This is a genomic window from Micromonospora sp. NPDC047548, assembly GCF_040642975.1.
Taxonomy (GTDB): domain Bacteria; phylum Actinomycetota; class Actinomycetes; order Mycobacteriales; family Micromonosporaceae; genus Micromonospora.
In genome coordinates this window covers 1-26,438 of the sequence record NZ_JBEYTI010000035.1, presented here as the reverse complement: position 1 = coordinate 26,438, position 26,438 = coordinate 1, and the positions used below count along the sequence as shown (strand labels likewise).

Here is a 26,438-nt window from a genome sequence, read left to right as displayed (position 1 = left end):
GGTGAACCGTGCGCCGGGTCTTGGACTGTGTCGTGGGGCCGCTCGATCGCCGAATGAACCGGATCCCACGCACGCACCAGTTGCCCGGGCAGGCCCGGGCACAAGGGGAAAGACTACCTACCACAGCCTCGCAGGTCAAAACGGAATGGTCCGGGGGATCTCGAACCCCGGTCGGCCTCGCCGTCGTGCCTGCTCACCCGTGCTGGCACCTACAGCTCCAAGTGTACCGGCTGCCCACGGAAGCGGCCCCTCGCCCCTGCCGCGACGGCCGTCACGCGAACTGCAGCAGCAGCGCCACCGCCAGGCCCAGCAGGCAGAGCAGCAGGCCCACCGCGCCACAGCTGATCCCCGCTGTGGCCAGCCCCCGCCCGGTGAACCGGATCGCCGGCGGCGGCGCCGCCCGCCGGATCTGCCGCCGGGCCAGCAGGCCGGCGACGATCGCGGCCGCCCCGGCCAGCGCACCCGGCACCGTGAACGCCCCGGCCGCCCAGGCCCCCCCGTACCGCGCCGCCCCGACGCCGAAGCAGACGACCAGCAGCGACACCAGGATCGAACCCGCCCCGGCCACCAGCGAACCCACGGCGGGACCGGAGGTCACCGCCGGCACGTCGAGATGGACCACCCCGAAGGGCGTGCCCGGCACCGGATCGACCCGCCTGGGCGGTCTGGGCGCCTCCTGCGGCGGCGGAGGCAGCGGCCCCGGACCGAGCGGCGACGGCGGCGGCCACGCGCCGGCCGGCGTCCCACCGAGGTACGCCCCGGTCGGCACCGGGTACGGCCCGGAAGGCTGGCCCGGGCCCGTCGGCGGGAGGTGCTGTCCCGGGTACCCACCGGCCGGCTGGCCGGGGTACGCCGGCGCGGGCTGCCCGGGGTACGGCCCGGACGGCGGCAGCGGCGGCGGCGCGTACCCGATGGGGGCGGCCTCCGGCGGGGTACTGGCGCTCTGGTCCGACCGGTCGCCGCCGGCGGCCCCCTGCGGCGACCAGGGCGACAGCTCCGGCCCGGCGCTCGCGCCGCCGGGCGGGGCCGCACCTGCGGGGCCGGGCGCGCCCGCCTGCGGGGGCCCGGCGGGCTGCCCGCCCGGGTCGGCTCCCGACGGCGGCGCCGGTTCCGTCACGTGATCCTCCTGTCGACATGCCAGATCCCTCGCCACGCGACGGACACCGGCCAGGCTACCGTCGGCGCGCACCGCCCCGCAGGGCGCGCACGAGCAAAGCCACGCTCAGTCCACGTTCGGGGCGAAGTCCTGCCCGAACGGGGCGTCCGCCAGCCGGACCACGCCGATCACCACCAGCGTCACCACGGCCACCGCGACCAGCACCAGACCCGTCCAGGCCAGCCGCTCCCCCTGCCGCAGCCAGGCCGCGCCGGTGAGGTAGCCACCCGAGGCGTACGCCTCCCGCCGGGCCTGGCGGGCCAGCTGGAGCGCCACCGTCGCGGGCACCACCCCGCCGACGAACAGTCCGGTCAGCGCCCCGATCAGGCCGAGCGCGAAAACGGCGCGGGCCTTCGTCGCGCGCGCCGGGTCAGGATCGAGCGGGTGACGTGGCGGCTGGTGCGCCACGGGCAGCTGCCCGGGAGCGGTCGTCATCCCCCCATCATGCCCGCCGGCCCGCGCCGGGACCGGGCACCTCCGCCGGAGGAGGTACGACCAGTCCGGAACGCGACGAGGCCCCCGGCGTCAGCCGGGGGCCTCGTCGTTCGTTACTACTTAGCGGTACGACCCGAAGTCGAAGTCGTCCAGCGGCACGGCCTGGCCGCTGGCCGGCCCGAAGCCGTAGTCGGTCTCCGGGTAGCCGGTCATCGAGTAGACCTTGGCCTTCGCCTCCTCGGTCGGCTCGACCCGGACGTTGCGGTACTTGCTGATGCCGGTACCGGCCGGGATGAGCTTACCGATGATCACGTTCTCCTTGAGGCCGACCAGCGAGTCGCTGCGCGAGTTGATCGCCGCGTCGGTCAGCACCCGGGTGGTCTCCTGGAAGGAGGCCGCCGAGAGCCAGGAGTCGGTGGCCAGCGAGGCCTTGGTGATGCCCATCAGCACCGGGCGACCGGCGGCGGGCTCGCCGCCCTCGGAGACGAGTCGGCGGTTCTCCGACTCGAACAGCGCCCGGTCGACCAGCACACCCGGCAGGAACTCGGTCGAGCCGGAGTCGATGACCGTCACCCGCTTGAGCATCTGCCGGATGATGATCTCGATGTGCTTGTCGTGGATGAGCACACCCTGCGAGCGGTAGACCTCCTGGACCTCCTGGGTCAGGTGGACCTGGACCGCGCGCGGGCCGAGGATGCGCAGCAGCTCGTGCGGGTCGATGGTGCCCTCGGTGAGCTTCTCGCCGACCTCGACGTGACCGCCGTCGTGGGTCCGCAGCCGGACCCGCTTGGAGATCTTGTCGTAGACGATCTCCTCGCTGCCGTCGTCCGGCACCACGATGATCTTCCGCGACCGCTCGCCGTCCTCGATCCGGATCCGGCCCGGGGTGTCGGCGATGGGCGCCTTGCCCTTCGGGATCCGGGCCTCGAAGATCTCCTGGACACGCGGCAGACCCTGGGTGATGTCCTCACCCGCGACACCACCGGTGTGGAAGGTACGCATCGTCAGCTGCGTACCCGGCTCACCGATCGACTGGGCGGCGATGATGCCGACCGCCTCGCCGACGTCCACGGTCTTGCCGGTCGGCAGCGAGCGCCCGTAGCACGCACCGCAGACGCCCAGCTTCGACTCGCAGGTGAGCACGCTGCGCACCCGGACCGTCTCCACCCCGGCGGCGACGATCTTGTCGACCCCGATGGAGTTGATGTCCTGACCCCGCTCGGCGACGACGGTGCCGTCCGGCCCCTTGATGTCGTCGGCCAGGGTACGGGCGTGCACGCTGGTCTCGGCGTGCTCGTGCACGACCAGCTTGCCGTCCAGCCGCTCGCCGATCTGCATCGGGATCGCCCGGTCGGTGCCGCAGTCCTCCTCGCGGATGATGACGTCCTGCGAGACGTCCACCAGACGACGGGTCAGGTAGCCCGAGTCGGCGGTACGCAGGGCGGTGTCGGCGAGACCCTTGCGGGCACCGTGCGTGGAGATGAAGTACTCCAGCACGGACAGACCCTCCCGGTAGCTGGCCTTGATCGGCCGCGGGATGATCTCACCCTTGGGGTTGGCCACCAGACCACGGATCGCCGCGATCTGCCGGAGCTGGAGCAGGTTACCGCGGGCACCCGAGTTGATCATCTTCCACAGCGGGTTCTCCTGCGGCAGCGCGGTGTCCATCTCCTTGGCGACCTCGTTGGTCGCCTTGGTCCAGATCTCGATGAGCTCGCCGCGACGCTCCTCGGCGGTCATCAGACCACGCTGGTACTGCTTGTCGATCCGGTCGGCTTCCTTCTCGTACCGCTCCAGGATCTCCCGCTTGCGCGGCGGAGCGATGACGTCCTCCATGCCGATGGTGACTCCGGACCAGGTGGCCCAGTGGAAACCGGCCTCCTTGAGCCCGTCGAGGGTTGCGGCCAGCGCCACCTTCGGGAAGCGCTCGGCGAGGTCGTTGACGATCGCGGAGAGCTGGCCCTTGCGGATCTCGTAGTTCACGAAGCGGTAGCCCTGCGGCAGCGTCTCGTTGAACAGGACCCGGCCGAGCGTGGTCTCCACGGTCAGCGGCTCGCCCTCGACCCAGCCCTCGGGCGCGACCCACCGCTCAGCGCCGGCGCCGTTGTCGACACCGACCACGCCGCGCAGCCGGATCTTGACCGGGGTCTGCAGGTGCAGCTCGCCGTTGTCGAACGCCATCCGCGCCTCGGCGTCCGAGCTGAACGCCCGGCCCTCGCCCTTGCCACCCGAGGTGAGGTGGGTGAGGTGGTAGAGACCGATGACCATGTCCTGGGTGGGCATGGTGACCGGCTTGCCGTCGGCCGGCTTGAGGATGTTGTTCGACGACAGCATCAGGATCCGCGCCTCGGCCTGGGCCTCGGCGGACAGCGGCACGTGCACCGCCATCTGGTCACCGTCGAAGTCCGCGTTGAACGCGGTGCAGACGAGCGGGTGGATCTGGATCGCCTTGCCCTCGACCAGCTGCGGCTCGAAGGCCTGGATGCCCAGGCGGTGCAGGGTCGGCGCGCGGTTCAGCAGCACCGGGTGCTCGCCGATGACCTCTTCCAGCACGTCCCACACAACCGGCCGCTGCCGCTCGACCATCCGCTTGGCGGACTTGATGTTCTGCGCGTGGTTGAGGTCCACCAGCCGCTTCATCACGAACGGCTTGAACAGCTCCAGCGCCATCTGCTTGGGCAGGCCGCACTGGTGCAGCTTCAGCTTCGGGCCGACCACGATGACCGAACGGCCGGAGTAGTCGACGCGCTTGCCGAGCAGGTTCTGGCGGAACCGGCCCTGCTTGCCCTTGAGCATGTCGGAGAGCGACTTGAGCGGGCGGTTACCCGGACCGGTGACCGGCCGGCCGCGACGGCCGTTGTCGAACAGCGCGTCGACGGCCTCCTGGAGCATCCGCTTCTCGTTGTTGACGATGATCTCGGGCGCGCCGAGGTCGATCAGCCGCTTGAGGCGGTTGTTCCGGTTGATCACACGGCGGTACAGATCGTTCAGGTCGGAGGTCGCGAAGCGGCCACCGTCGAGCTGCACCATCGGGCGCAGGTCCGGCGGGATGACCGGCACGCAGTCCAGCACCATGCCGAGCGGCGAGTTGCGGGTGTTCAGGAACGCCGCGACGACCTTGAGCCGCTTGAGCGCCCGGATCTTCCGCTGGCCCTTGCCGGAGCGGATGGTCTCCCGCAGGCTCTCGGCCTCGGCGACGAGGTCCATGTTCTGGACCAGCGCCTTGATGGCCTCCGCGCCCATGCCGCCGGTGAAGTACTCACCGAAGCGGTCACGTAGCTCGCGGTAGAGCAGCTCGTCGGTGACCAGCTGCTTCGGCTCCAGCTTGCGGAAGGTGTCCAGCACCTCGTCGAGGCGGTCGATCTCGCGCTGGGCCCGGTCGCGGATCTGGCGCATCTCGCGCTCTCCGCCCTCCTTGACCTTGCGCCGGACGTCCGCCTTGGCACCCTCGGCCTCCAGCTCGGCCAGGTCGGCCTCGAGCTTGGCGGCCCGCTTCTCGATCTCCGAGTCGCGGCTGTTCTCGGACTGCCGCTTCTCGGCGAGGATCTCGTTCTCGATGGTCGAGAGGTCACGGTGACGCGACTCCGCGTCCACGCTCGTCACGACGTACGAGGCGAAGTAAATGATCTTCTCGAGGTCCTTGGGGGCGAGGTCCAGCAGGTAGCCCAGCCGGCTCGGCACGCCCTTGAAGTACCAGATGTGGGTCACCGGAGCGGCGAGCTCGATGTGCCCCATCCGCTCACGACGGACCTTGGAACGGGTCACCTCGACGCCGCAGCGCTCGCAGATGATGCCCTTGAAGCGAACCCGCTTGTACTTACCGCAGTAGCACTCCCAGTCCCGCTGCGGACCGAAGATCTTCTCGCAGAAGAGCCCGTCCTTTTCCGGCTTCAGGGTGCGGTAGTTGATCGTTTCAGGCTTCTTGACCTCACCGTGCGACCACTGACGGATGTCGTCGGCGGTGGCGAGGCCGATGCGCAGCTCGTCGAAGAAGTTGACGTCGAGCACTATGTCCCCTATGTCGTCGTCTGTACTGCTAGCTAGTGGGTGGGGTCGGGAGCCGGCGAGCCGGCCCCCGACCACTCACCTCAGACCTCTTCGACCGAGCTCGGCTCGCGCCGGGACAGGTCGATGCCCAGCTCCTCCGCGGCCCGGAACACCTCGTCGTCGGTCTCGCGCATCTCCAGGGCCACACCGTCGCTGGAGAGCACCTCGACGTTGAGGCACAGCGACTGCAGCTCCTTGAGCAGCACCTTGAACGACTCCGGGATGCCCGGCTCGGGGATGTTCTCGCCCTTGACGATCGCCTCGTAGACCTTCACCCGGCCGAGGACGTCGTCGGACTTGATCGTCAGCAGCTCCTGCAGGGCGTAGGCGGCGCCGTACGCCTGCATCGCCCAGCACTCCATCTCACCGAAGCGCTGACCACCGAACTGCGCCTTACCACCCAGCGGCTGCTGCGTGATCATCGAGTACGGGCCGGTCGACCGGGCGTGGATCTTGTCGTCGACCAGGTGGTTGAGCTTCAGGATGTAGATGTAGCCGACCGCGATCGGGTCCGGCAGCGGCTCGCCGGAGCGACCGTCGAACAGCTGCGCCTTGCCGGAGGAGCCGATCAGCTGCTTGCCGTCCCGGTTGGGCAGGGTCGACGCGAGCAGACCGGAGATCTCCTCCTCGCGGGCACCGTCGAAGACCGGCGTGGCCACGTTGGTGTCCGGCTCGGACTCGTGGGCGTCGATCGAGCGGAGCTGGCGCTTCCACGCGACGTCGTCGCCCTGGACGCTCCAACCGGTCTTGGCCACCCACCCGAGGTGGGTCTCCAGGACCTGGCCGATGTTCATCCGGGAGGGCACACCCAGCGGGTTGAGCACGATGTCGACCGGGGTGCCGTCCTCCAGGAACGGCATGTCCTCGATCGGCAGGATCTTGGAGATGACGCCCTTGTTGCCGTGCCGGCCGGCGAGCTTGTCACCGTCCTGGATCTTGCGCTTCTGGGCGACGTACACCCGGACCAGCTCGTTGACGCCCGGCGGCAGCTCGTCGCCGTCCTCGCGGGAGAAGGTACGCACGCCGATGACCGTGCCGGTCTCACCGTGCGGCACCTTCAGCGAGGTGTCCCGGACCTCACGCGCCTTCTCACCGAAGATCGCGCGGAGCAGCCGCTCCTCCGGGGTCAGCTCGGTCTCGCCCTTGGGCGTGACCTTGCCGACCAGGATGTCGCCGGGGACGACCTCGGCGCCGATCCGGATGATGCCGCGCTCGTCGAGGTCGGCGAGCATCTCCTCGCTGACGTTCGGGATGTCGCGGGTGATCTCCTCGGGGCCGAGCTTGGTGTCCCGGGCGTCGACCTCGTGCTCCTCGATGTGGATCGAGGTGAGCACGTCCTGCTGCACGAGGCGCTGCGACAGGATGATCGCGTCCTCGTAGTTGTGGCCCTCCCAGCACATGAACGCCACGAGCAGGTTGCGCCCGAGCGCCATCTCGCCCTCGTCGGTGCACGGACCGTCGGCGATGACCTGACCGGCCTCGACGCGGGCGCCCTCGAAGACGACCGGCTTCTGGTTGACGCAGGAGCCGGCGTTGGAGCGGCGGAACTTGTGCAGCAGGTACGTCCGGCGGTGGCCGTCGTCCTGGTGGATGGTGATGTAGTCGGCGCAGAGGTCCTCGATGACACCGCCGACCTCGGCGACGACCACGTCACCGGCGTCGACCGCGGCCCGGTACTCCATGCCGGTGCCGACCAGCGGCGACTCGGCCTTGACCAGCGGCACCGCCTGGCGCTGCATGTTCGCGCCCATCAGGGCCCGGTTGGCGTCGTCGTGCTCGAGGAACGGGATCATCGCGGTCGCGACCGAGGTCATCTGCCGCGGCGACACGTCCATGTAGTCCACGGCGCCCGGCGCGACGTCCTCGGTCTCGCCGCCCTTACGGCGGACCAGGACCCGGTCCTCGGCGAAGGTGCCGTCCGCCTTCAGCGGAGCGTTGGCCTGCGCCTTGACGAACCGGTCCTCCTCGTCCGCGGTCAGGTAGTCGATCTGGTCGGTGACCCGACCCTCGACGACCTTCCGGTACGGCGTCTCGATGAAGCCGAACGGGTTGACCCGGGCAAAGGTGGAGAGCGCGCCGATCAGGCCGATGTTCGGGCCTTCCGGCGTCTCGATCGGGCACATCCGGCCGTAGTGGGACGGGTGCACGTCACGGACCTCGAAGCCGGCCCGCTCCCGGGACAGACCACCCGGGCCGAGCGCGCTCAGCCGCCGCCGGTGGGTCAGGCCCGCCAGCGGGTTGGTCTGGTCCATGAACTGGGACAGCTGCGACGTGCCGAAGAACTCCTTGATCGCCGCCACCACCGGGCGGATGTTGATCAGGGTCTGCGGCGTGATCGCCTCGACGTCCTGCGTGGTCATCCGCTCGCGGACGACCCGCTCCATCCGGGACAGGCCGACCCGGACCTGGTTCTGGATGAGCTCGCCGACCGTACGCAGGCGCCGGTTGCCGAAGTGGTCGATGTCGTCGGCCTCGTAGCCGTCCTCACCGGCGTGCAGCCGGCAGAGGTACTCCACGGTGGCGACGATGTCGTCCTCGGTGAGCGTGCCCGTGGTGATCGGGACGTTCACTTCGAGCTTCTTGTTGAACTTGTAACGACCGACCTTGGCGACGTCGTACCGCTTCGGGTTGAAGAAGAGGTTGTCGAGCAGGGTCTGGGCGTTCTCGCGGGTCGGCGGCTCGCCAGGGCGGAGCTTCCGGTAGATGTCGAGCAGCGCCTCGTCCTGGCCGGCGATGTGGTCCTTCTCGAGCGTGGTCATCATCAGCTCGGACCAGCCGAACCGCTCGCGGATCTGCTCGGCCGACCATCCGATGGCCTTGAGCAGGACCGTGACGGCCTGCCGGCGCTTGCGGTCGATACGGACGCCGACCGTGTCGCGCTTGTCGATGTCGAACTCCAGCCAGGCACCCCGACTCGGGATGACCTTGACGCTGGAGAGGTCGCGGTCGGAGGTCTTGTCCGGCTGCTTGTCGAAGTAGACGCCCGGGGACCGGACGAGCTGGCTGACCACGACGCGCTCGGTGCCGTTGATGATGAAGGTGCCCTTCGGCGTCATCATCGGGAAGTCACCCATGAACACCGTCTGGCTCTTGATCTCGCCAGTGGTGTTGTTGGTGAACTCCGCGGTCACGAACAGCGGCGCGCAGTAGGTCAGGTCCTTCTCCTTGCACTCCTCGATCGAGGCCTTGACCTCGTCGAAGCGCGGAGCCGAGAAGGAGAGCGACATGGTGCCGGAGAAGTCCTCAATGGGACTGATCTCTTCGAGGATCTCCGCGAGACCCGAGCGTGCGTGCGGGTCGTCCGCCGATCGGCCCTGCCAACCCTCGTTGCCGACGAGCCAGTCGAAGGACTCGTTCTGGATGGCGAGGAGGTTGGGGACCTCGAGGTGTTCGGTGATCCTGCCGAAAGAAACTCGGCGGGGAGCGAAAGCGCTCGACGTACGACTGGTCTTCGCAGGGCGGGAAGCTGCCAAGATGCGTCCTTCCGAGGACCGGTGCTGCAGAACGGCTGGTACGCGTGCACTCCAATGACCCCACCAGAAGTATCCGTAAACGGACATTTCCGCGCAGGGGTCAAGACGGAAGGCAGCGCAAACTAGCAGTGTAGCCGAGAGGCTAACCGCTGTCCAGCCCACCCCGCAGGTCGTCGCGGAACGCGCCTCGGGACCCCGGGAAAAACCGGGTCTGCCGGGCCGCTCGGAACGCGTCGTTCCTGCCGGGCCGCTCGGGTGCCGCAGCCGATGGTGCTGCCGCTGCCATTACCCAAGAGGTGGCCGTCGCAAGCGCGGAGGTCTTGCTGGTGTCAGCGTGCCTGGGAGTCCGGTGCCGCGTCAAGGGCCGCTGTCGGGTCGCCGCCCTCTTTCCCACCACAGGACCACCGCCAGGCACCCGTGGGGCCCGTACGCCGGGCGTCGGACGTCCTGCTCACGCCGCAGCCACCGGTAGCCACCAACCACGGCGGGCGGTGATCCGGTCCCGGATCACCGCCCGCCGCGATGCGGTGTGCCGCGGCTCACGTGAGCCGGGCGCGCGCCTGGTCGTACCTCAATTACTTGAGGGTGACCTTGGCGCCCTCGCCCTCGAGCTTGGCCTTGGCCTTCTCGGCGGTCTCCTTGTTGACCTTCTCCAGGACGGCCTTCGGCGCGGCCTCGACCACGTCCTTGGCCTCCTTGAGGCCCAGGCCGGTCAGCTCACGCACGACCTTGATGACCTGGATCTTCTTGCCACCGTCAGCCTCGAGGACGACGTCGAACTCGTCCTTCTCCGGCTCGGCCTCGGCTGCGGCGCCACCCGGGGCGGCGGCGGCCATCGCGACCGGGGCCGCAGCGGTGACCTCGAAGGTCTCCTCGAACTGCTTCACGAACTCGGAGAGCTCGATCAGCGTCATCTCCTTGAACGCGTCGAGCAGCTCGTCGGTGCTGAGCTTCGCCATGTCTGGCGTCCTTTCCTCAATCTGTTAGGTAAGAACTAGGTGCGCCGGGAGGCCTCAGGCCGCCTCGGCGCCCTCCTTCTCGCGCTTGTCCTGCAGGGCGGCCGCCAGACGGGCGGTCTTGGAGAGCGGAGCCTGGAACAGGGCCGCGGCCTTGCTCAGGTTGCCCTTCATCGCGCCGGCCAGCTTGGCCAGCAGCACCTCACGGGACTCCAGGTCGGCGAGCTTCGTGACCTCGGCCGCGGAAATGGCCTTGCCCTCGAAGACACCGCCCTTGATGACGAGCTTCGGGTTGGCCTTCGCGAAGTCGCGAAGCCCCTTCGCCGCCTCGACGACGTCGCCCGAAACGAAAGTCAGCGCGGTAGGACCGGTGAACAGCTCGTCGAGGCCGGAGATGCCCGCCTCGGTCGCGGCACGCTTCGCCAGCGTGTTCTTCGCGACCGTGTAGGTGGTCTCCTTGCCGAGCGAGCGCCGCAGCTGGGTGAGCTGGGAAACCGTCAGACCACGGTACTCAGTCAGCACCGCAGCGCCCGCGTTACGGAAGCTGTCGGTCAGCTCAGCGACGGCCGTGGCCTTGTCGGCCCGGATCGGCTTGTCCGCCATGTCCCTCCTCTCTCGTTGCTCGAGGCTGGTCGCCGTCGGCAGGCCGGGAGGGCCTGGGACGGCGGCGGAGGATCACGACAACGAGAAAAGCCCCGGCGCAGGGCGCACGGGGCGAGGGCCGGCACGATCACCATGGTCGGCGGACCACGGGAAGAGCCGATTTTCGCTTGCCGCCCTGCGCGGGTCGCCCGTCATCGCGGGACCTTCGACCGTGCCGGAGCACGGTGACCAGCGGTCTCTGGGTGGAACTTCGCCACCAGGTTACGCCACGCGGTGGTGAGCACCAAATCGCCCCCCACGTGCGCCCGGTCACTCCCGGCGGCCGACACCCGTCACGGTCGGCGCGGCGACGCCGGACACGCCCCCATCACGGGCGGACCCGGCGTCGCCAGGCGTAGCCGGCCAGGGCCACCGCGGCCCAGGCCAACGCCCCCGCGCTGAGCAGGAGCGCCGTCGAGGCGGCCAGCGGGCCGGTCAGCGCCCGGGCGGTCGCCATCACCGGCGGCACCAGCCAGGGCACCACCGAGCCGCTCAGGCCGAGCACCAGGGTGCCGACCGCGCCCAGGGCCAGCACCGCGACGCGTAACCGGCGCTGCCGGTGACCGCCCGGCTGGCCAGGGCGCCGAGCGCCACCGCCGCCGGCAGAGCGAGCAGGTGGGCCCAGAGCCCGAGGGCGAGGCCCGCCGCCAGCGACCGGTCGCCCGACCCCACCGGGCCGGTCACCCCGCCCACCAGCCAGGGGAGGAGCATCGCGACGGCCACCGTGCCGAGCCCGGCCACGGTCGCCGCCAGCAGACCGGCCGCGCGTTCCCGGGCCGGGCCGACGACAACCACGGCCAGCCGGCGCTGCACGTCCGGCTCCACGTCGAGCAGGATCCTGGTCTGCCAGGCCAGCACCGGGAAGAGCACCACCGCGGAGACGGCGTACGCCTCCGCCGGCTGGGCCCGGCCGCCGCCGTACAGGACGCCGAGGGCGAGCAGGCCGGCAAGCAGCGGCGCCAGCGCCCGTCCGGTACGCAGGAAGCCGGCCAGCCGCAGCCGCGCCAGCGCGGTCACCGGGACGCCTCCCGCGCCGGGCCACCCGCTGCGGCGCCTCCTCCCGGCGCCCCGTCAGCCCGCCCCACCCCGACCGGCCCGGCGTCTACCGGCCCGGCGTCTACTGGCCCCGCCTCGGCCGGCCCGATCCGGGCCGGTGCGTGGTCGACCGGACGGTGCTCAGGTGACGCGGCGTCGGGCGGGGCGGCATCGGGCGACGCGGCGTCGGGTGACGCGGCGTCGGGTGACGCGGCATCGGGGCGTACCCGGAGGACATGGTGGCCCTCGGCGCGCAACCGGGCGACGGCGCCGGCCACCCGCGCGGCCGGTACGGCTAGCTCGACCACGGCCATCGGCTCCGCCCCGACGGACGTCTCCTCGGTCACCGCGCCGTCGGCCACCGTCCAGCGCCGGGCGCCCGGCAGTCGGACGGTCTCCCCCCGGTGGTCGCTGAGCAGCACCGACCCGCCGGCCGCCAGCACCTCGTCGACCAGGGCGGGAACCAGGTCCCGGGCGGCGGCGTCCAGGCCCTCCCAGGGCTCGTCGAGCACGAGCAGGCCGGGCCGGCGGAGCATCACCTGGGCCAGCCCGACCTTCTGCGCGGTGCCCTTGGACAGCTCGGGCAGCCGCACGCCCCGGAACCGGGCCAGGCCCAGCCGCTCGGTCCACTGGTCGGACTCCCGGAGCGCCCCGGACCGGGACAGCCCGGCGACCCGGCCCATCGCGGTGAGGTAGCCCTCGACGGTGAAGGGCTGGTCGGCGGGGAAGCGTTCCGGCACCCAGCCCACCTGGCGGGGCCGGTCGACCACCCGGCCCTGACCCGGTCGGAGCACCCCGGCCGCGAGCTGGAGCAGGGTGGACTTGCCCACGCCGTTGCGGCCGAGCACGACCGCCAGCTCGCCCGGCTCGATCCGGGCCCGCACCGCTCGCAGCACCCACGGGCCGCGCCGGTGATACCGGAGCCAGACGTCCTCCAGCCGCATGCCGCGAGCCTGCCACAGTCGGGCGAACGGAAGGGGCCCCGCCACGAGTCGTGGCGGGGCCCCTTCGCGGGAGTCGTGCTCAGCCCTCGGCCGAGCCCTCCTCCCGGAGGTTCTTCACCAGGTTCGGGTCGACCGGGACGCCCGGGCCCATGGTGGTGGTCAGGGTGACCTTCTTGAGGTACTTGCCCTTGGACGCCGACGGCTTGGCGCGCAGCACCTCGTCGAGGACGGCGGCGTAGTTGTCCACCAGCTGGGTCTCGGAGAACGAGGCCTTGCCGATGATCAGGTGCAGGTTGGAGTGCTTGTCCACCCGGAAGGTGATCTTGCCGCCCTTGATGTCCTGGACGGCCTTGGTGACGTCCATGGTCACCGTGCCCGTCTTCGGGTTCGGCATCAGGCCGCGCGGGCCCAGGATCCGCGCGATCCGGCCGATCTTGGCCATCTGGTCCGGGGTGGCGATCGCGGCGTCGAAGTCCAGCCAGCCGCCCTGGATCCGGGCGACGAGCTCGTCCGTGCCCACCTCGTCGGCACCGGCGGCGGCGGCCTCCTCGGCCTTCGCGCCGGCGGCGAACACGATCACGCGGGCGGTCTTACCGGTGCCGTGCGGCAGGTTGACCACACCGCGGACCATCTGGTCCGCCTTACGGGGGTCGACGCCGAGGCGCATCGCGACCTCGACCGTGGCGTCGAACTTGACGTTGGTGGTGTCCTTGGCCAGCTTCACGGCCTCGGCGGGGGTGTAGAGCTTCGACCGGTCGATGACGTCGGCGGCCTTGCGGTAGCTCTTGCTGCGTGGCATTTCTGACTACTCCTGTGGTCTCTGGCGGGCCGCGGTGACCGCGCGCCCTCCCACGAACTGATCGGGAAAGTGCTGACCGACGTCAGTCGTTGACGATGATGCCCATCGACCGGGCGGTGCCGGCGATGATCTTCGCAGCCTGGTCGATGTCGTTGGCGTTGAGGTCGACCATCTTCTTCTCGGCGATCTCCCGCACCTGGGCCTGACTCACCGAGCCGACCTTCTGGCTCTGCGGCACGCCGGAGCCCTTCTCCACACCGGCGGCCTTGAGCAGCAGCCGGGCGGCGGGCGGGGTCTTCAGGACGAAGGTGAAGGTCCGGTCCTCGTACACGCTGATCTCGGCGGGAACGATGTCGCCCCGCTGAGCCTCGGTCTGCGCGTTGTAGGACTTGCAGAACTCCATGATGTTCACGCCGTGCTGACCGAGCGCGGGTCCCACCGGCGGGGCCGGGGTCGCCTGGCCCGCCTTCAGCTGAAGCGTGAACGTCTTGACGAGCTTCTTCTTCGGAGGCATGTCACTTCCTGGGGCTTGGAACTGGGAAAGGTGCCGGCTGCGGGCGCGCACGGTCAGCGCGATGCGACAGCGACGACGTTCTAGGGTAGCGCAGCGTTCCACCGCCCCGTCCGTCGAGGTCCGCCGAGGTCCGGCGGAGGGGCGGAAACGGGTACGCCGGCGGCGGGCGAGCGCCCACCGCCGGCGACCCGGACGTCAGATCTTGGCGACCTGGTTGAAGTTCAGCTCGACCGGAGTCTCCCGGCCGAAGATCGACACCAGCACCTTGAGCTTCTGCTGGTCGGCGTTGATCTCACTGATCGTCGCCGGCAGCGAGGCGAACGCGCCGTCGGTGACGGTGACCGAGTCGCCGACCTCGAAGTCGAGGACCCTGACCTCGGGCTTGGCCTTCTTCTGCTCGGTCTCGATCGCCGGGGCCAGCCACTTCAGCACCTCGTCGAGGCTCAGCGGCGCCGGCCGGTCGGCCCGGTCGGTCGCACCGACGAAGCCGGTGACCCCCGGCGTGTTGCGCACGCAGGAGTACGACTCGGCGGTCAGCTCCATCCGGACCAGGATGTAGCCCGGGAAGACCTTGGCCTGGACCTGGGACCGCTTGCCGTTCTTGACCTCGACCTCTTCCCGGGTCGGCACCTCGACCTGGTAGATGAAGTCCTCCATGTCGAGGGAGGTGATCCGGGTCTCAAGGTTGGTCTTGACCTTGTTCTCGTAGCCGGCGTACGAGTGCACCACGTACCAGTCGCCGGGGGCGTAGCGCAGCTTCTGGCGCAGCTCGGCGACCGGGTCGTACTCCTCGTCCGGGGCCGGCTCGGTGGTCGGGAATTCCGGCTCGCTGGCGGCCTCGACCGACTCGTCACTGGCCGCCGTCGCCACCGTGGACTGCTCGTCCGTGGTCTCGGCGGTCTCGTCGTACTCAGGCACGCTCGCTCACTTCCGTCACTATCGGCTCAGTCGGCCGGTCAGCTGGGGTTGCCGAAGACCCACAGCACGCCCTTCGCGAAGGCGAGGTCGAGAAGGCCGACGATCGTCAGCATCACCGCGACGAACGTCACCACCACGGCCGTGTAGGTCAGCAGCTCCTTGCGGGTCGGCCAGATGACCTTACGCAGTTCGGCGACCACCTCGCGGAAGAAACGCGCGATGCGGGCGAACAGCCCGACCCGGTCGGTGCGGGTCTTCGGCTTGCTGTCCGCCGACCCGGCACGGGCCCGCGCGCGGGTCGCGGTACCGCCCCGGGAGACCGGCTCGTCCGCGCCGGTGGCGTCGTCGTCGTCGGCCACGTCGTCGACGAGCTCGTCGCGCTCGTCGCGCAGACCCTCGTCGCCGGCGTCCTCGCCGCGCCGCTTGCTCTCGGCCACTTCGCCCTCCGTCGCGGGATGTCGGTCGCACGCCGATGGGCGTACGCGGCGCTGGTCACGCCGGCCGGACCAGCCGTCCCGCGACGGGCCGCGGCCGGCGGACCGGACGAAGGGGCCCGATGCCTCGGAACCACCCCGCCGATGCCACCACCACGGGCCGGACGCCGCCGGTTGGCGGCGCGACCCACGGGAACGGTCAGGCCTGAGGCGCAGGGGTGACAGGACTTGAACCTGCAGCCTGCGGTTTTGGAGACCGCTGCTCTGCCAATTGAGCTACACCCCTGTGCGGCAACGCTCGCCCCGCCCGGCCAAGAGGGCCGAGCAGGGGTCACTTGCCCCACGGCGGACCAGTGTACGGGTAGTCCCCCGACTTTCCCAACCGGTACCGCCCATCACGTATCGGTCAGCGGTCGGCGGGGGTCCGGACGGTCGCCCGGGCCTGCGAGAGGACCTTGTCCCCCAGGCAGGTGGCGGTCACGTCGAGCCTGGTCAGGCCCTCCTCGGTGACCTCCTTCACCACCGCGTTGACCTCGATCTCGGTGCCCTGGTCGTCGTCCGGGACCACCACCGGCCGGGTGAACCGGACGCCGAAGTCGACCACCGCGTCGGGCGCGCCCGCCCAGGTGGTGACCGCGCGGCCGACCAGCGCCATGGTGAACATCCCGTGGGCGATCACCCCGGGCAGGCCCACCTTGGTGGCGGTCCGGTCGCTCCAGTGGATCGGGTTGAAGTCGCCGGACGCGCCCGCGTAGCGGACCAGGTCCGCCCGGGTGATCCGGAACGTCTGAGTCGGCAGCTCCATGTCAGGCCTCCCCGCGTACGACGATCTTTGACCAGACGGCGACCACCGGCTCGCCGGCGGTGGTGCTGACGTCGGTGCGGGTGGTCAGGAAACCGTGCCCACCCCGGGTGGTGACGTCTTCGATGGTGTTGACGCAGACCAGCTCGTCCCCGGCCACCACCGGGCGGGTGTACCCGAAGCGCTGGTCGCCGTGGACCACCCGGCTGTAGTCGACGCCCAGCGCCGGGTCCTCGACGATCTGCCGGCTGGCGGCCATCGTGATCACCACAGGGAAGGTCGGCGGGGCGACCACGTCCGGGTGGCCCAACGCCCGGGCCGCCTCCGGATCGTGGTGGGCCGGATCGGTGGCGCCGACGGCGGTGGCGAACTCGCGGATCTTTTCTCGGCCCACCTGATAGGGGGCGGTCGGCGGATAGGTCCGGCCGACGAAGGACGGGTCCAGAGACATGCCGCCGAACCTACACGGAAAGCACGAACGCCGATCCGCGCGGGAGGGGCGGCTGGTGCCGCGCCATCCGTGCGGATCGGCGTCCGGTGAAGCGGGGACAGGCCGGCGATGCCGGCCGCGGGTCAGCGGGTCTCGCGGTGGACCGTGTGCTTGCCGTCCCGGGGGCAGAACTTCTTCAGCTCGATGCGGTCCGGGTCGTTACGACGGTTCTTGCGCGTGATGTAGTTGCGCTCCTTGCACTCAACACACGCCAAAGTGATCTTCGGCCGAACATCGGTCGCCTTCGCCACGGCGGAGTGCCTTCCTCGCTAACGGGTATCAACTACGACGCATCAGCCTACGCGACCAATGCGCGGACATGCAAAGTGGGCGCCAATGGCGCCCGTCCCACCGACCGCCGGGAACGAAGCCCGGTGGACGAGAGTAGCGGTGGCCGGACTTGAACCGGCGACACAGCGATTATGAGCCGCTTGCTCTGCCATCTGAGCTACACCGCCGCGGGCGGGTCCAGCCGGACCCTCTGAGCCCCCTTACGGAATCGAACCGTAGACCTTCTCCTTACCATGGAGACGCTCTGCCGACTGAGCTAAGGGGGCCTGCCCGATCACCCGGAGGGCGTCGCGCAGAGGTAACAGTACATGACCTCATCGCCGAGGTGAAATCGGATCCCCCTCCACCGCGTTTCCGCAGATCAGGGCACGACCCGCAGTCTCGGCGACTCGCCGGCGGAGATCGTCTCCGGGTCCACCTGGGCGCCGAACCAGGCCTCCAGGCGCTCGTACGGCAGCGGCCGGCTGAACAGGAAGCCCTGGCCGATCTCGCAGCCGATGTCCTGGAGCAGCTCCAGGGTCAGCTCGCTCTCCACGCCCTCGGCCACCACAGCGAGGCCGAACTGCTGGGAGAGCGTGACCACCGCGTTGACGATCGCCAGGTCCCCCGGATCGGTCGCCATGCCCTGCACGAAGGAGCGGTCGACCTTGACCTCGTGCACCGGCAGGCGGCGCAGGTGGGCCAGCGAGGAGTCGCCGGTGCCGAAGTCGTCCACCGAGAGCCGTACGCCGAGATCCCGCAGCCGGCGCAGGGTCGGGATCGGCCGGTCGGTGCCGTCCAGCACCCCGGACTCGCGGATCTCGAAGGTGAGTCGCTGTGGCGGGACGCCGTACTCGGTCAACAGCTCGCGTACCCGGTCCGGGAAGTGCTGATCGGTCAGCGTACGCGCGGCGAGGTTGACCGCGACGGCGAGCGGCTGGCCGGTGTGGCTCCAGTCCCGGCTGCGCCGCAGCCCCTCCCGCAGCACCACCTCGGTGAGCCGGCCCAGCTGGCCGGTGTGCTCGGCCACCGCGACGAAGTCCTCCGGGCTCACCGTCCCGTGCGTCGGGTGTTCCCAACGGGCCAGGCACTCGACCCCGATCAGCCGTCGGTCCCGCAGCGTCACCTTCGGTTGGAAGTAGACCCCCAGCTCGCCTTCGTCGAGCGCACGACGCAGGTCGCCGGCGAGGCCGAGCCGGCGCAGCGACCGGGACTCCAGCGCCGGGTTGAACAGCTGCACGCTGCCCGGAACCGACTTGGCCGCCGTCGCGGCCAGGTCGACCCGTTGCAGCAGCGAGGCGGCGTCGCTGCCGTGGTCCGGGTGCACGGCGACCCCGACCGCGGTGTCCACGTCGAGGGTGAGGGCGTCGAAGACCATCTCGTCGCGGATCTGGTCGCGCAGCTGGGCGGCCAACTCCAGCGCCACCTCGGCGTTCTCCAGCCGGAGGGTGACCAGGAACTCGTCCCCGCCGGCGCGGCCCACCAGGGCCGACGAGGGCGCGCAGGCACGCAGCCGCTCGGCCACCTCGACGAGAACCTTGTCGCCCGCGGCGTGGCCGAGGGACTCGTTAACCTGGCGCAGGCCGTCCACGTCGAAGAGCAGCACCGCCACCACCTCGCCGGGCGCGCGGATCTTGACCGCCTCGTCGAGCGCGCCGGTGATCCGCCGGCGGTTGGGCAGCTTGGTGAGCGCGTCGTGGTACGCGTCGTGCCGCAGCCGGTCGACCAGGCGGGAATTCTCCAGGGCGACCGCGGCGTGCGCCGCGACGGTCTCGAAGATGGGGATGTCGCTGGCGGTGAAGTGGCCGACGTCGCTGAGCCGGTTGGCCACCTCCAGGGTGCCGATGACGGCCTGCCCGGAGCGCAGCGGTACGGCGATGACGTCCTTGACGCCGGTGGTCCGCAGCGACGCCCGCAGTTTTTCGTCCCCGCCGAGCCGGACGCCGAGCGCCAGGCTCCGCTGCTGCCGTCGGGTCTCCTCCCGGATCACTTCGGGAGTGGGTGCGACGTCGAGCAGGCCGGAGTTGTCCACCCGGGCGGTCAACATGACCTCAGGGTGCCGGCCCTGGGCGGGCAGCCAGAGGGTGGCGTACTCGGCCTGCATGAGCGCCCGGATCCGGCCGAGCAGGACGTCCACCAGGTTGCCGCTCTGCCCCTCCGCGGTCATCGCCTTGGTCAGCCCGTACATGCCGCCGAGCGTCCGGTGCTGACGGAAGAACTGGGCGTAGGAGCGGTAGACCATGGCCGCGGCGCCGGCGAGCACGGCGATGAGGACCGCCGACCACCAGGTGGTCTTCAGCGCGATGAGCACGACCAGACCGACCACCACATTGATCGTCTGAGTCAGCAGCGGCGGCACCTGGTTCCGCAGCACCCCCGCGCCGGCCTGCCAGCCATGCATGACCGTGATGACCCCCGCCACGCCGACCAGGGTGGCCAGCGTGAAGGTGCTGACCGAGGCGAAGAGCACGCCCCAGGTGCCCGGCCCCACCCCACGGATCGGCGGCAACGCCAGCAGCACCAGCGCGGCGAAGGACGCGGCGGCGGAGGCATTGGCCACGTTGAACGCGAGTTTCGCGAAGCCGAAGCGGTATCGCAGATGGGTGATGAGGGTGGCCAGGGTGTAGGCCAGCACGACCATCAGCGGTGGCAGGAAGTAGAAGGCGAGGACGAGCGGGATCTCGGTGAGTCGTACACCGAAGGACTGCCGGCCGATCACGAAGTTGAGCATCGGCAGGCCGGCCACCACCATGACGGTGAGCAGGACCCCGGCCAGGCGCCACGACCCGAAGGGGTGCAGCCCGAAGGGGTGCGGCGTGACCAGGCCGATCGCGGTGCAGAAGACGACGGCCACGAGGGCCAGCGGCCCCGTGACCAACCAGGCGTGCTCAGCGGGCCGTCGAGGAGACGCCGCTCCGGCCGAGGACGACCGACGATCGGCCATAACACTCCTCATCAGTCACTGGCCGGGGGCCGTCGACGGATCGGCGTCACGCCGCCGCCGGCAGGTGCACCCGACCCGCGACGGACGCCGACGGAGTTAGCGAGCCGGCGGCGTCGTCCAGACGTAGTCAAAGGTCCGCAGCTCGGTGATCCCGTCGCCGAGCAGCGCGGTGCCGAATCCAGCGGCGAGGGCGGCGAGTACGAGCATCACGCTCACCCGCCGGGCCAGTCTTTGACCAGACATTTGTGTGCTCCTGTCGGCAGTTGGGTCGGAGGTGAAGATTCCACGATCGTGCCACAAGCGGGCTGACCCGCAAAGCGCACGGACGGCCGATCAGCATGGTCCGTACCGGCCGGTTGGGACGGTCGACGACAAGTCACCAGACGGGGCGGCCCGCGGGCCTGACCAGCATCCAGATGACGCGCCTTCCGTCTTTAGCCGCGATTGCCTCGTCCACCGCCGAGTTGGACTTTTGCTCCGAGACCCGGCCAGTCAGAAGATCCGGTCAGAAGCCACCGGGCGGGGTACGCCCGGGAGCGACCTCGCCTCTCCCGGCAGGCCGGGGCGCCGGCGCGGCCCGCCGTCGCCCAGGGAGTGCCCGGGCGCGGGGATCGGGCGACCGGCGCTCCGCCGACAGTCGACACATCCGCGACCGTCAGAATCCTCCACACCACCCCGAAGCACCAGCCCCTATCCGACACGGCAGGCGGCAGCTGGTGCAGCTTACCGGTCAGACGTCGACCACCAGACGGACCGCCACCACGTCGCCGACCTTGAGCCCTTCGGCCTCTCGCACGCCCACCTTCACCGGCACGACGTACCGCCGGTCCTTGGGGAACAGCGACGTCGTCCACCGGGTCTCCCCGATCTGGGCCGCGACCGGGATCATGCCCCAGCCGTAGCTCACGGACGCGGACATGGCGTCCAGCTCATGGCAGTCCCCTTCTGGAACGGTGATGAAGTGCCATGGCGCCGGGCCCTTCCAGAACCACACCTCGCCGCTGAACTCCAGGTCCATCGGCTCAGGATAGGAGCGCAACCATCCGGGCGTACGGATGGACCTTGCTGTTCACGAACTCTTCCGCACCTGTTGCGACAAGCACTGGGACGCGCCGGAACCACGTAGTCGGTTTTCAGGTGGAGCCGACGTGTTTCTGCCCCAGGTTCAGGGGTAGGCGACCGCCGTGGCGTTGACACCGAGACCGGCGGCTGGTCCGTGACCGCGGCGGGCCAACCCCTGCGGCTCCCCGACGCGTTCCGCATGGAGCTGCGCCGGGCGTTCCACAAGCCGTTCGACGTTCCTCTCATCGTCGCCGGCAACGGGACTGCCCTTACGCTCGCATGGTTCCTCCTTCCCCCGAGCCTGATCAACCTGCTGTTCACCTTTCATGGACCGCTGGCGTTCCCGGTGGTCCTCGCCGGGTGGATGTACTCCGACGTGCCGGCGACCAACCTGCTCGGCTCCGACGGCCAGCGCAGTATCAGAGTGCTGGGAGACCGGACGGCGCTACGCCATAGGCAGCGTGCCAAGAACCTGGTGCTTTGGCTGCTCGTCTCGCCTCTCGCGGCGGCCATCGCGGTCGCGGTAGGGATCCACGACACGCGACCGTTGGCCACGGTCTTCACCGTGTTGTGGATCGCTGTAGTGCCGCTCGGCGCGCTCGGCGTCGCGGCCTGGCTTGGAGTGTTCTTCCCGTACCACGCGGTTCCCCTGAAACAACGGTGGGTGCACCGCAAGCCGTTCCGCCGCAAGATCGTCCGCTGGCTCATCGTCGCGATGATCCCGTGGATGCTGATACCAGGCCTCGTGTTGCTGATCAGCCTCCCCACCGTCGGGTTGTGGACGGCCACCTACCACAGCTGGCGCGGCCAGCGGATCCCAGAAACCTTGTTCGTCGTCGGCGTGACGATGGGCTGCGCCGTGGCAGTATTGTTCTGGATCTTCGGCGCACGCCTGGGCGCCCGGTTCGCGCAGCGACGCCGGGACAAGCTGGCCAGCTTCCTCGCCGATCCCGATCAGGGTTGACCGGGCCGTGGGAGAGAGCACGGCGCCGCCGGACCCCGACAAGGGCGTCTCTGCACCTGACCGCTACGGCTTGGTCCTCGCGCTGCTGTTGATCAGCTTCCTGCTGACCGCGTTCCTGCCCGGCGAGCGCGCACGTCCCTTGCCGCTGCTGCTCTACCTGACCGCGTTGACATTGGCGCTGCGCAGCGCACATCCGGAGCAACCAGGCTCCCGCCGGCTGTTCTGGGTTCTGGCGGTCGCGTCGGCGGTCGCCGCCATCCTCCTCATCGTGGAGCCAAATCGTGCCGTGCATGGGCTGATCTCGCTGTGGATGGCCGCGATCCTGGCACTAGCGATAGTGTCGGTGGTACGGCGCGTGCTGGCTCACCGGATAGTCACGCTGCAGACGATCTTCGGTGCCCTGAGTGCGTATCTTCTGATCGGCTTCTTCTATGCCGCGCTGTTCTCAGCCGTAGCACAGTTTCAGGGGGCCGCCCTTTTCTCCAACGGACAGCCGGCCAACAACAACACTATTCAATACTTCAGCTTCATCACCATGACCACGGTTGGGTACGGCGACTTCACGGCCGCCAACGAACCCGGCCGCACCCTGGCCGTGTTTGACGCGCTGACCGGCCAGATCTTCCTGGTTACCCTGGTCGCCCGGCTCGTATCTACTTTCGGGGTCGCGCGTCGCGGACAATAGCCGGCTCACGGCGCCGACCCGGGAGGCGATGGGCACCCTCCACCTCAGGGCGGATTTTCGCGAGCTGACCGGTCAGCACCACGATCGCCCGACGCAGCTTCACCCGGCCCTCCGCCGTCCGACTGATCCGACCTACCCGATCGGGCAGACGACAGGGGTCGACAGTGGCCAAGACGGTCATGAGCGACAAACGCCATCCACTCCGCGTAGCCGCCGTTGCGCTCATCGAGTCTTGACCTATGCATTGATCATCTGCTTATGTTGACAGCATGACTGGATCCTTCGCGTCGATGCGCGAACCCACCTACTTCATCTTGGCCGCGTTGCAGGACGAACCCTTGCACGGCTACGCGATCGTCAAGCGGGCGCAGGAGTTGTCCGACGGGCGGGTGCGCCTCACGACGGGCACCCTCTACGCCGCTTTGGACCGGCTCACCCGTGAAGAGATGGTGCGGGTGGCCGAGGAAGCGGTGGTCAACGGCCGGGCCCGCCGCACCTACGAGCTGACCCAGCGAGGTATGTCCGCGCTGCGTGCGGAAGCAGAGCGGATGGCTGCGGCGGCGAGCGTCGTTCGTGACCGTTCCGTCCGCTCGACGACTGCGGCGGCTTGGGTGGTGCCGGCATGACTGAGCTGGAGCGCCGTTACCGGTGGCTACTGCGGGCCTACCCCCGCGCCTACCAGCAGTACCGCGCCGACGAGATGCTCGAAACCCTGCTCGCCACGGCCGACGACGAGCGGCGGCGGCCGAGCCTTCGAGAAGCGGCGGCGCTCGTGGTCGGAGGGCTACGCGCCCGCACCGGCGTTGACCGTCTCGGCTCGCGATCGGCGCTGGGATACTCCGCGCTGCGACTGTCCGCGCTGTCCCTGCTCGTGTACGGCATGACGCTCTGGGCCGGGAGTCCGATCTCATTCTTGGTGACGATGCTGTCGGAGGGTCCGTACAAACCCGACACATGGTGGTACATGCACATTGCCATTCCGGCGCTGCTGACCATCGCTCTTTTCGCTGCGGCGTGGGGTAGCTACCGGCTGGCATTCGCTGCGACGATACTGACCGTGGCCGCGCAACTCTGGTCGGCAAACCCATCGCTCTGGTCGGTTTATAGCCTCCAGAGCGCGATTGTTCCCAAGTTCTGGCCAGCGCTGCTGGCTTCGCTCGCCTTGCTGGGACTGCTCCGCGCACCCCGAACGCCCGTGACCAGACCGTGGGCCTGGCCCGTCCTCGGGGCACTGGCAGTCGTCGCTTTGACGCCGAGCCCGATCAACGGCTGGTCGGACGCACCACTGATGTCCCTGTACGCGTTCGCCGCACTGGCCGTCATCACCGCGCCCATCGATGCACGGATGCCCATCGTCGCCTCGGTGCTTCTCCTGGCGCCAGCCTTGGCGCAAGCCACCTTCGAGCTCTACTTCAAGCAAGCAGGGTGGGAACTAGAAACCTCCATCACCACGATCCTTATCCTCACGGCCGTCATGGTGATCACGCTTGCGGCCGGCACAATTGCAGGCCGCCGCCAAGCCCGCATGTAGACACGGAAGCGTCCCGCCACCAATTCTCGTAGAGAGAGAGCGGCGGGGCGCACCTGTCGCGCCGATAACTCGGGTCGCCCGTCTTCCCACCTGCAACCCCGCCGGCCAATGAACGAATCCACCCAGCTGCGGCCGGCGACGCCGCCTGACGGAACCCGCCTGGCGGCTTCCGTCACCCGATGATCTCGCCGACACGTATGCGACACGGCCAGCGAGATCGAGCGGGCTGGAGCGGGACTGAGTGAGACTCACGAAAGAGGCCCTTGACCGGCGTTCGCGCTGGTCAAGGGCCTCTTTCTGCACCTGGTGGCGGGTAGAGGATTCGAACCTCTGAAGCTTTCGCGACGGATTTACAGTCCGCTCCCATTGGCCGCTCGGGCAACCCGCCAGGGCGTACCACCGCACTCGCGCGCGGCAGCGGAGCCAAGGATAGCGGTTGCCCCCGGGGCCGCCGCAACCGGGTACGGTCAGGGGGTCGTGCCGCTGGTCACAGCGGGCGACGGTACGTGACTGACCGCCGGACAGCAGGAGCATGAGCATGGCAGCGAACCCGTCGTTCGACATCGTGAGCAAGGTCGACCGCCAGGAGGTCGACAACGCACTCCGCCAGGCGGAGAAGGAGCTCGCGACGCGGTTCGACTTCCGCGGCACCGGCGCGGAGATCTCCTGGTCGGGCGAGGAGGCGATCAGCCTCCAGGCGGAAACCGAGGAGCGGGTCCGGGCCGCGCTGGAGGTCTTCAAGGAGAAGGTGATCAAGCGGAACATCTCGCTGAAGTCGCTGGACGCGGGCGACCCCCGCCCGTCGGGCAAGATCTTCAAGATCGACGCGAAGGTGATTCAGGGCATCGACTCGGACAAGGCCAAGGCGATCAGCAAGAAGATCCGCGACGAGGGCCCGAAGGGCGTCCAGGCCCAGATCCAGGGCGACCAGCTCCGGGTCACCGGCAAGAAGAAGGACGACCTCCAGGCCGTCATCGCACTGCTCAAGGCCGAGGACTTCGGCGTCGCCCTGCAGTTCACCAACTACAGGTAAGCAGGCTTCGGCCGGCCTGGTCATCGGGCCGACCACGCCTTGTCACCTGGGCAGACGTCGTCACCAGTGGTCGTCGTTGGTCGCTCCCGATCGACCTCCGACGGCCTGGTGACGGCCTGGACCTGGTCCTCGTCGACCCCCTTGACCCCCAGGCAACCAACACGGCTCGCTGACCTGCATCGCCAAAGGGATCTAGCTGCGGCAACCATCCACCAGAGTCCGTGGACGTCCACCACCGCTCGTGCCCGTCGTCACCCAGGTAGTCACCCACCTCACGCTGTTGCAGGGAGGACCGACAGGCCATGGCGTCTCCGAGCGTGATCCGCCGTCCGTGATGCCAGGAACGTCTGCTCGTGGTGGCCGTGGCGCTGGCCGTTCGTGCCCGCCCATGACCGCTTGGCCTCGTTGTTACCGGCCCATGGATGGCCCGGCATCCGTCTACATTGCGCCGAATGGACCAGCCGTTGCCCCACACCGTTCAGTCGCTTGCGTTCGACCTGCGTGCGCTCGGCATCGCTTCGGGCGACGTCCTGCTGCTGCACTCGTCGAACCGGAGCCTCGGGTTCGTTGCCGGAGGCACCCAGGCAGTTGTGCAAGCGCTGCTGGATGTGCTCGGCCCGGAGGGCACGCTCGTCGTGCCAACCCATACGCCCGAGAACACGGACCCGGCCGGGTGGCAGCATCCGCCTGTCCCGGAGGCGTGGTGGCCCGCGATCCGCGAGCAGGCTCCCGGCTTTGACCCGTTGTGTACGCCGAGCCGATGGATGGGTGTCATCGCCGAGGCGGTCCGCACGTGGCCGGGTGCACTGCGCAGCGATCATCCGCAGGTCTCCTTTGCCGCACTCGGCAGGAACGCTGCGGGCATCGGGGGCGGGCACCAACTCGACGATGCGTTGGGCGAGAATTCACCGCTCGGCGCGGTGTACCGGCTCAACGGCAAGGTGCTACTGCTCGGATGCGGTTACAGCTCCAACACCTCGCTACACCTCGCGGAGCGGAACCTGTCAAGTCAAGTGAGACGTTTTCGTGGTCAGGTGTTCTGTAGATCTGCGGGTTGAGCTGCTGGTTTGTTGATCCACACGGTGTCGGGCAGGGCGGGTGGTCGGGGTCGGCGGGTGAACCGGTCGGGGTGGGCTCGCCAGGCGGCGTCGAGGGTGGCCTGCCGCTGGTCGTGCACGTCGCTGGCGGTGTCGTAGTGCACTGAGGCGGGGGTGTGCAGGCCGATGCCGCTGTGGCGGTGTTCGTGGTTGTAGTAGGTGAAGAACTCGGCGGCGAACTCGCGGGCGTGGTGCAGGGAGTCGAAG

The 26,438-nt window shown here is 69.5% G+C and carries 24 protein-coding genes, 4 tRNA genes and 1 pseudogene; 6 read left to right on the top strand and 23 right to left on the bottom strand.

From position 1 onward, the window contains the following. Positions 1-271: 271 nt before the first annotated feature. From ABZ807_RS25890 to ABZ807_RS25790, 21 genes and pseudogenes are all read right to left on the bottom strand, one after another. A complete protein-coding gene (locus tag ABZ807_RS25890; RefSeq protein ID WP_357163160.1) occupies positions 272-643 on the bottom strand; it encodes a hypothetical protein in 372 nt (123 codons plus the stop codon). Between the two features lie 579 nt (positions 644-1,222). Beyond that, a complete protein-coding gene (locus ABZ807_RS25885; RefSeq protein WP_357163083.1) occupies positions 1,223-1,591 on the bottom strand; it encodes a hypothetical protein in 369 nt (122 codons plus the stop codon). Between the two features lie 120 nt (positions 1,592-1,711). Next, the gene (locus ABZ807_RS25880; RefSeq protein ID WP_357163080.1) at positions 1,712-5,599 is read right to left on the bottom strand and encodes a DNA-directed RNA polymerase subunit beta'; all 3,888 of its coding nucleotides are present in this window, start codon (positions 5,597-5,599) and stop codon (positions 1,712-1,714) included. An 80-nt stretch (positions 5,600-5,679) separates the two neighbouring features. Then, positions 5,680-9,111 (bottom strand): DNA-directed RNA polymerase subunit beta, encoded by a 3,432-nt coding sequence (locus tag ABZ807_RS25875; RefSeq protein ID WP_357163077.1) that lies wholly within the window; start codon positions 9,109-9,111, stop codon positions 5,680-5,682. Positions 9,112-9,686: 575 nt separating this feature from the next. Further along, positions 9,687-10,070, bottom strand: a complete 384-nt coding sequence (rplL, locus tag ABZ807_RS25870) for a 50S ribosomal protein L7/L12 (protein WP_357163074.1) — start codon at positions 10,068-10,070, stop codon at positions 9,687-9,689. Positions 10,071-10,124: 54 nt separating this feature from the next. Next, a complete protein-coding gene (gene rplJ / locus ABZ807_RS25865; RefSeq protein ID WP_130328959.1) occupies positions 10,125-10,670 on the bottom strand; it encodes a 50S ribosomal protein L10 in 546 nt (181 codons plus the stop codon). A 367-nt stretch (positions 10,671-11,037) separates the two neighbouring features. Beyond that, a pseudogene (locus tag ABZ807_RS25860) lies at positions 11,038-11,726 on the bottom strand (hypothetical protein). Continuing rightward, a complete protein-coding gene (locus ABZ807_RS25855; protein ID WP_357163071.1) occupies positions 11,723-12,688 on the bottom strand; it encodes an ATP-binding cassette domain-containing protein in 966 nt (321 codons plus the stop codon). The pseudogene ABZ807_RS25860 and the gene ABZ807_RS25855 overlap by 4 nt, the downstream one beginning before the upstream one ends. Positions 12,689-12,767: 79 nt before the next feature. Beyond that, positions 12,768-13,487 (bottom strand): 50S ribosomal protein L1, encoded by a 720-nt coding sequence (gene rplA / locus ABZ807_RS25850; protein ID WP_357163068.1) that lies wholly within the window; start codon positions 13,485-13,487, stop codon positions 12,768-12,770. A gap of 82 nt (positions 13,488-13,569) precedes the next feature. Further along, positions 13,570-14,001 carry a 50S ribosomal protein L11 gene (gene rplK / locus ABZ807_RS25845; RefSeq protein ID WP_357163065.1) on the bottom strand — a complete coding sequence of 144 codons (432 nt, stop codon included), beginning with the start codon at positions 13,999-14,001 and terminating at the stop codon, positions 13,570-13,572. 195 nt (positions 14,002-14,196) lie between these two features. Further along, positions 14,197-14,919 (bottom strand): transcription termination/antitermination protein NusG, encoded by a 723-nt coding sequence (nusG, locus tag ABZ807_RS25840; protein ID WP_357163062.1) that lies wholly within the window; start codon positions 14,917-14,919, stop codon positions 14,197-14,199. Between the two features lie 38 nt (positions 14,920-14,957). Beyond that, entirely contained in the window at positions 14,958-15,356 is a 399-nt protein-coding gene (gene secE, locus ABZ807_RS25835; protein ID WP_357163059.1) for a preprotein translocase subunit SecE, read from the bottom strand. Positions 15,357-15,566: 210 nt separating this feature from the next. Next, a tRNA-Trp gene (locus ABZ807_RS25830) sits at positions 15,567-15,639 on the bottom strand. Positions 15,640-15,759: 120 nt separating this feature from the next. Continuing rightward, positions 15,760-16,158 (bottom strand): MaoC family dehydratase, encoded by a 399-nt coding sequence (locus ABZ807_RS25825; protein ID WP_357163056.1) that lies wholly within the window; start codon positions 16,156-16,158, stop codon positions 15,760-15,762. A 1-nt stretch (position 16,159) separates the two neighbouring features. Beyond that, positions 16,160-16,606: a MaoC family dehydratase N-terminal domain-containing protein gene (locus tag ABZ807_RS25820; protein ID WP_357163053.1), complete on the bottom strand. Its 447-nt coding sequence runs from the start codon at positions 16,604-16,606 to the stop codon at positions 16,160-16,162. 122 nt (positions 16,607-16,728) lie between these two features. Continuing rightward, positions 16,729-16,896, bottom strand: a complete 168-nt coding sequence (gene rpmG / locus ABZ807_RS25815; protein WP_013288652.1) for a 50S ribosomal protein L33 — start codon at positions 16,894-16,896, stop codon at positions 16,729-16,731. A gap of 134 nt (positions 16,897-17,030) precedes the next feature. Next, positions 17,031-17,103 (bottom strand) — tRNA-Met (locus ABZ807_RS25810). 26 nt (positions 17,104-17,129) lie between these two features. Next, a tRNA-Thr gene (locus ABZ807_RS25805) sits at positions 17,130-17,202 on the bottom strand. Positions 17,203-17,297: 95 nt separating this feature from the next. Next, on the bottom strand, positions 17,298-19,859 hold the full coding sequence (locus ABZ807_RS25800) for a bifunctional diguanylate cyclase/phosphodiesterase (protein WP_357163050.1): 2,562 nt from the start codon (positions 19,857-19,859) through the stop codon (positions 17,298-17,300). Positions 19,860-19,955: 96 nt separating this feature from the next. Next, positions 19,956-20,102 (bottom strand): hypothetical protein, encoded by a 147-nt coding sequence (locus tag ABZ807_RS25795; RefSeq protein WP_357163047.1) that lies wholly within the window; start codon positions 20,100-20,102, stop codon positions 19,956-19,958. Between the two features lie 487 nt (positions 20,103-20,589). Further along, on the bottom strand, positions 20,590-20,877 hold the full coding sequence (locus ABZ807_RS25790) for a DUF1905 domain-containing protein (RefSeq protein ID WP_357163044.1): 288 nt from the start codon (positions 20,875-20,877) through the stop codon (positions 20,590-20,592). A 243-nt stretch (positions 20,878-21,120) separates the two neighbouring features. Here ABZ807_RS25790 and ABZ807_RS25785 point away from each other — a divergent pair, with 243 nt between their 5' ends. From ABZ807_RS25785 to ABZ807_RS25770, 4 genes are all read left to right on the top strand, one after another. Further along, a complete protein-coding gene (locus ABZ807_RS25785; protein ID WP_357163041.1) occupies positions 21,121-21,885 on the top strand; it encodes a hypothetical protein in 765 nt (254 codons plus the stop codon). Between the two features lie 7 nt (positions 21,886-21,892). After that, the gene (locus ABZ807_RS25780) at positions 21,893-22,570 is read left to right on the top strand and encodes an ion channel (protein ID WP_357163038.1); all 678 of its coding nucleotides are present in this window, start codon (positions 21,893-21,895) and stop codon (positions 22,568-22,570) included. A 290-nt stretch (positions 22,571-22,860) separates the two neighbouring features. Further along, positions 22,861-23,196, top strand: coding sequence for a PadR family transcriptional regulator (locus tag ABZ807_RS25775; protein WP_357163035.1), 336 nt, complete (start codon positions 22,861-22,863; stop codon positions 23,194-23,196). Then, complete coding sequence (locus ABZ807_RS25770; RefSeq protein ID WP_357163032.1) at positions 23,193-24,101, top strand: hypothetical protein; 909 nt, start codon at positions 23,193-23,195, stop codon at positions 24,099-24,101. Before ABZ807_RS25775 ends, ABZ807_RS25770 begins: the two co-directional genes overlap by 4 nt. A gap of 304 nt (positions 24,102-24,405) precedes the next feature. Here ABZ807_RS25770 and ABZ807_RS25765 read toward each other — a convergent pair. Beyond that, positions 24,406-24,489 (bottom strand) — tRNA-Tyr (locus ABZ807_RS25765). A 150-nt stretch (positions 24,490-24,639) separates the two neighbouring features. On the opposite strand from ABZ807_RS25765, the gene ABZ807_RS25760 reads away from it, so the two are divergent. Together ABZ807_RS25760 and ABZ807_RS25755 are read left to right on the top strand one after the other, a co-directional pair. After that, positions 24,640-25,134, top strand: a complete 495-nt coding sequence (locus ABZ807_RS25760) for a YajQ family cyclic di-GMP-binding protein (RefSeq protein WP_357163029.1) — start codon at positions 24,640-24,642, stop codon at positions 25,132-25,134. A 452-nt stretch (positions 25,135-25,586) separates the two neighbouring features. Next, positions 25,587-26,192 (top strand): AAC(3) family N-acetyltransferase, encoded by a 606-nt coding sequence (locus ABZ807_RS25755; RefSeq protein WP_357163026.1) that lies wholly within the window; start codon positions 25,587-25,589, stop codon positions 26,190-26,192. On the opposite strand, the gene ABZ807_RS25750 is transcribed toward ABZ807_RS25755, so the two are convergent. Then, the coding region (locus ABZ807_RS25750) for an integrase core domain-containing protein (protein ID WP_357163023.1) at positions 26,165-26,438 on the bottom strand (274 nt) is incomplete at its 5' end. The two genes, ABZ807_RS25755 and ABZ807_RS25750, sit on opposite strands and share 28 nt — an antisense overlap.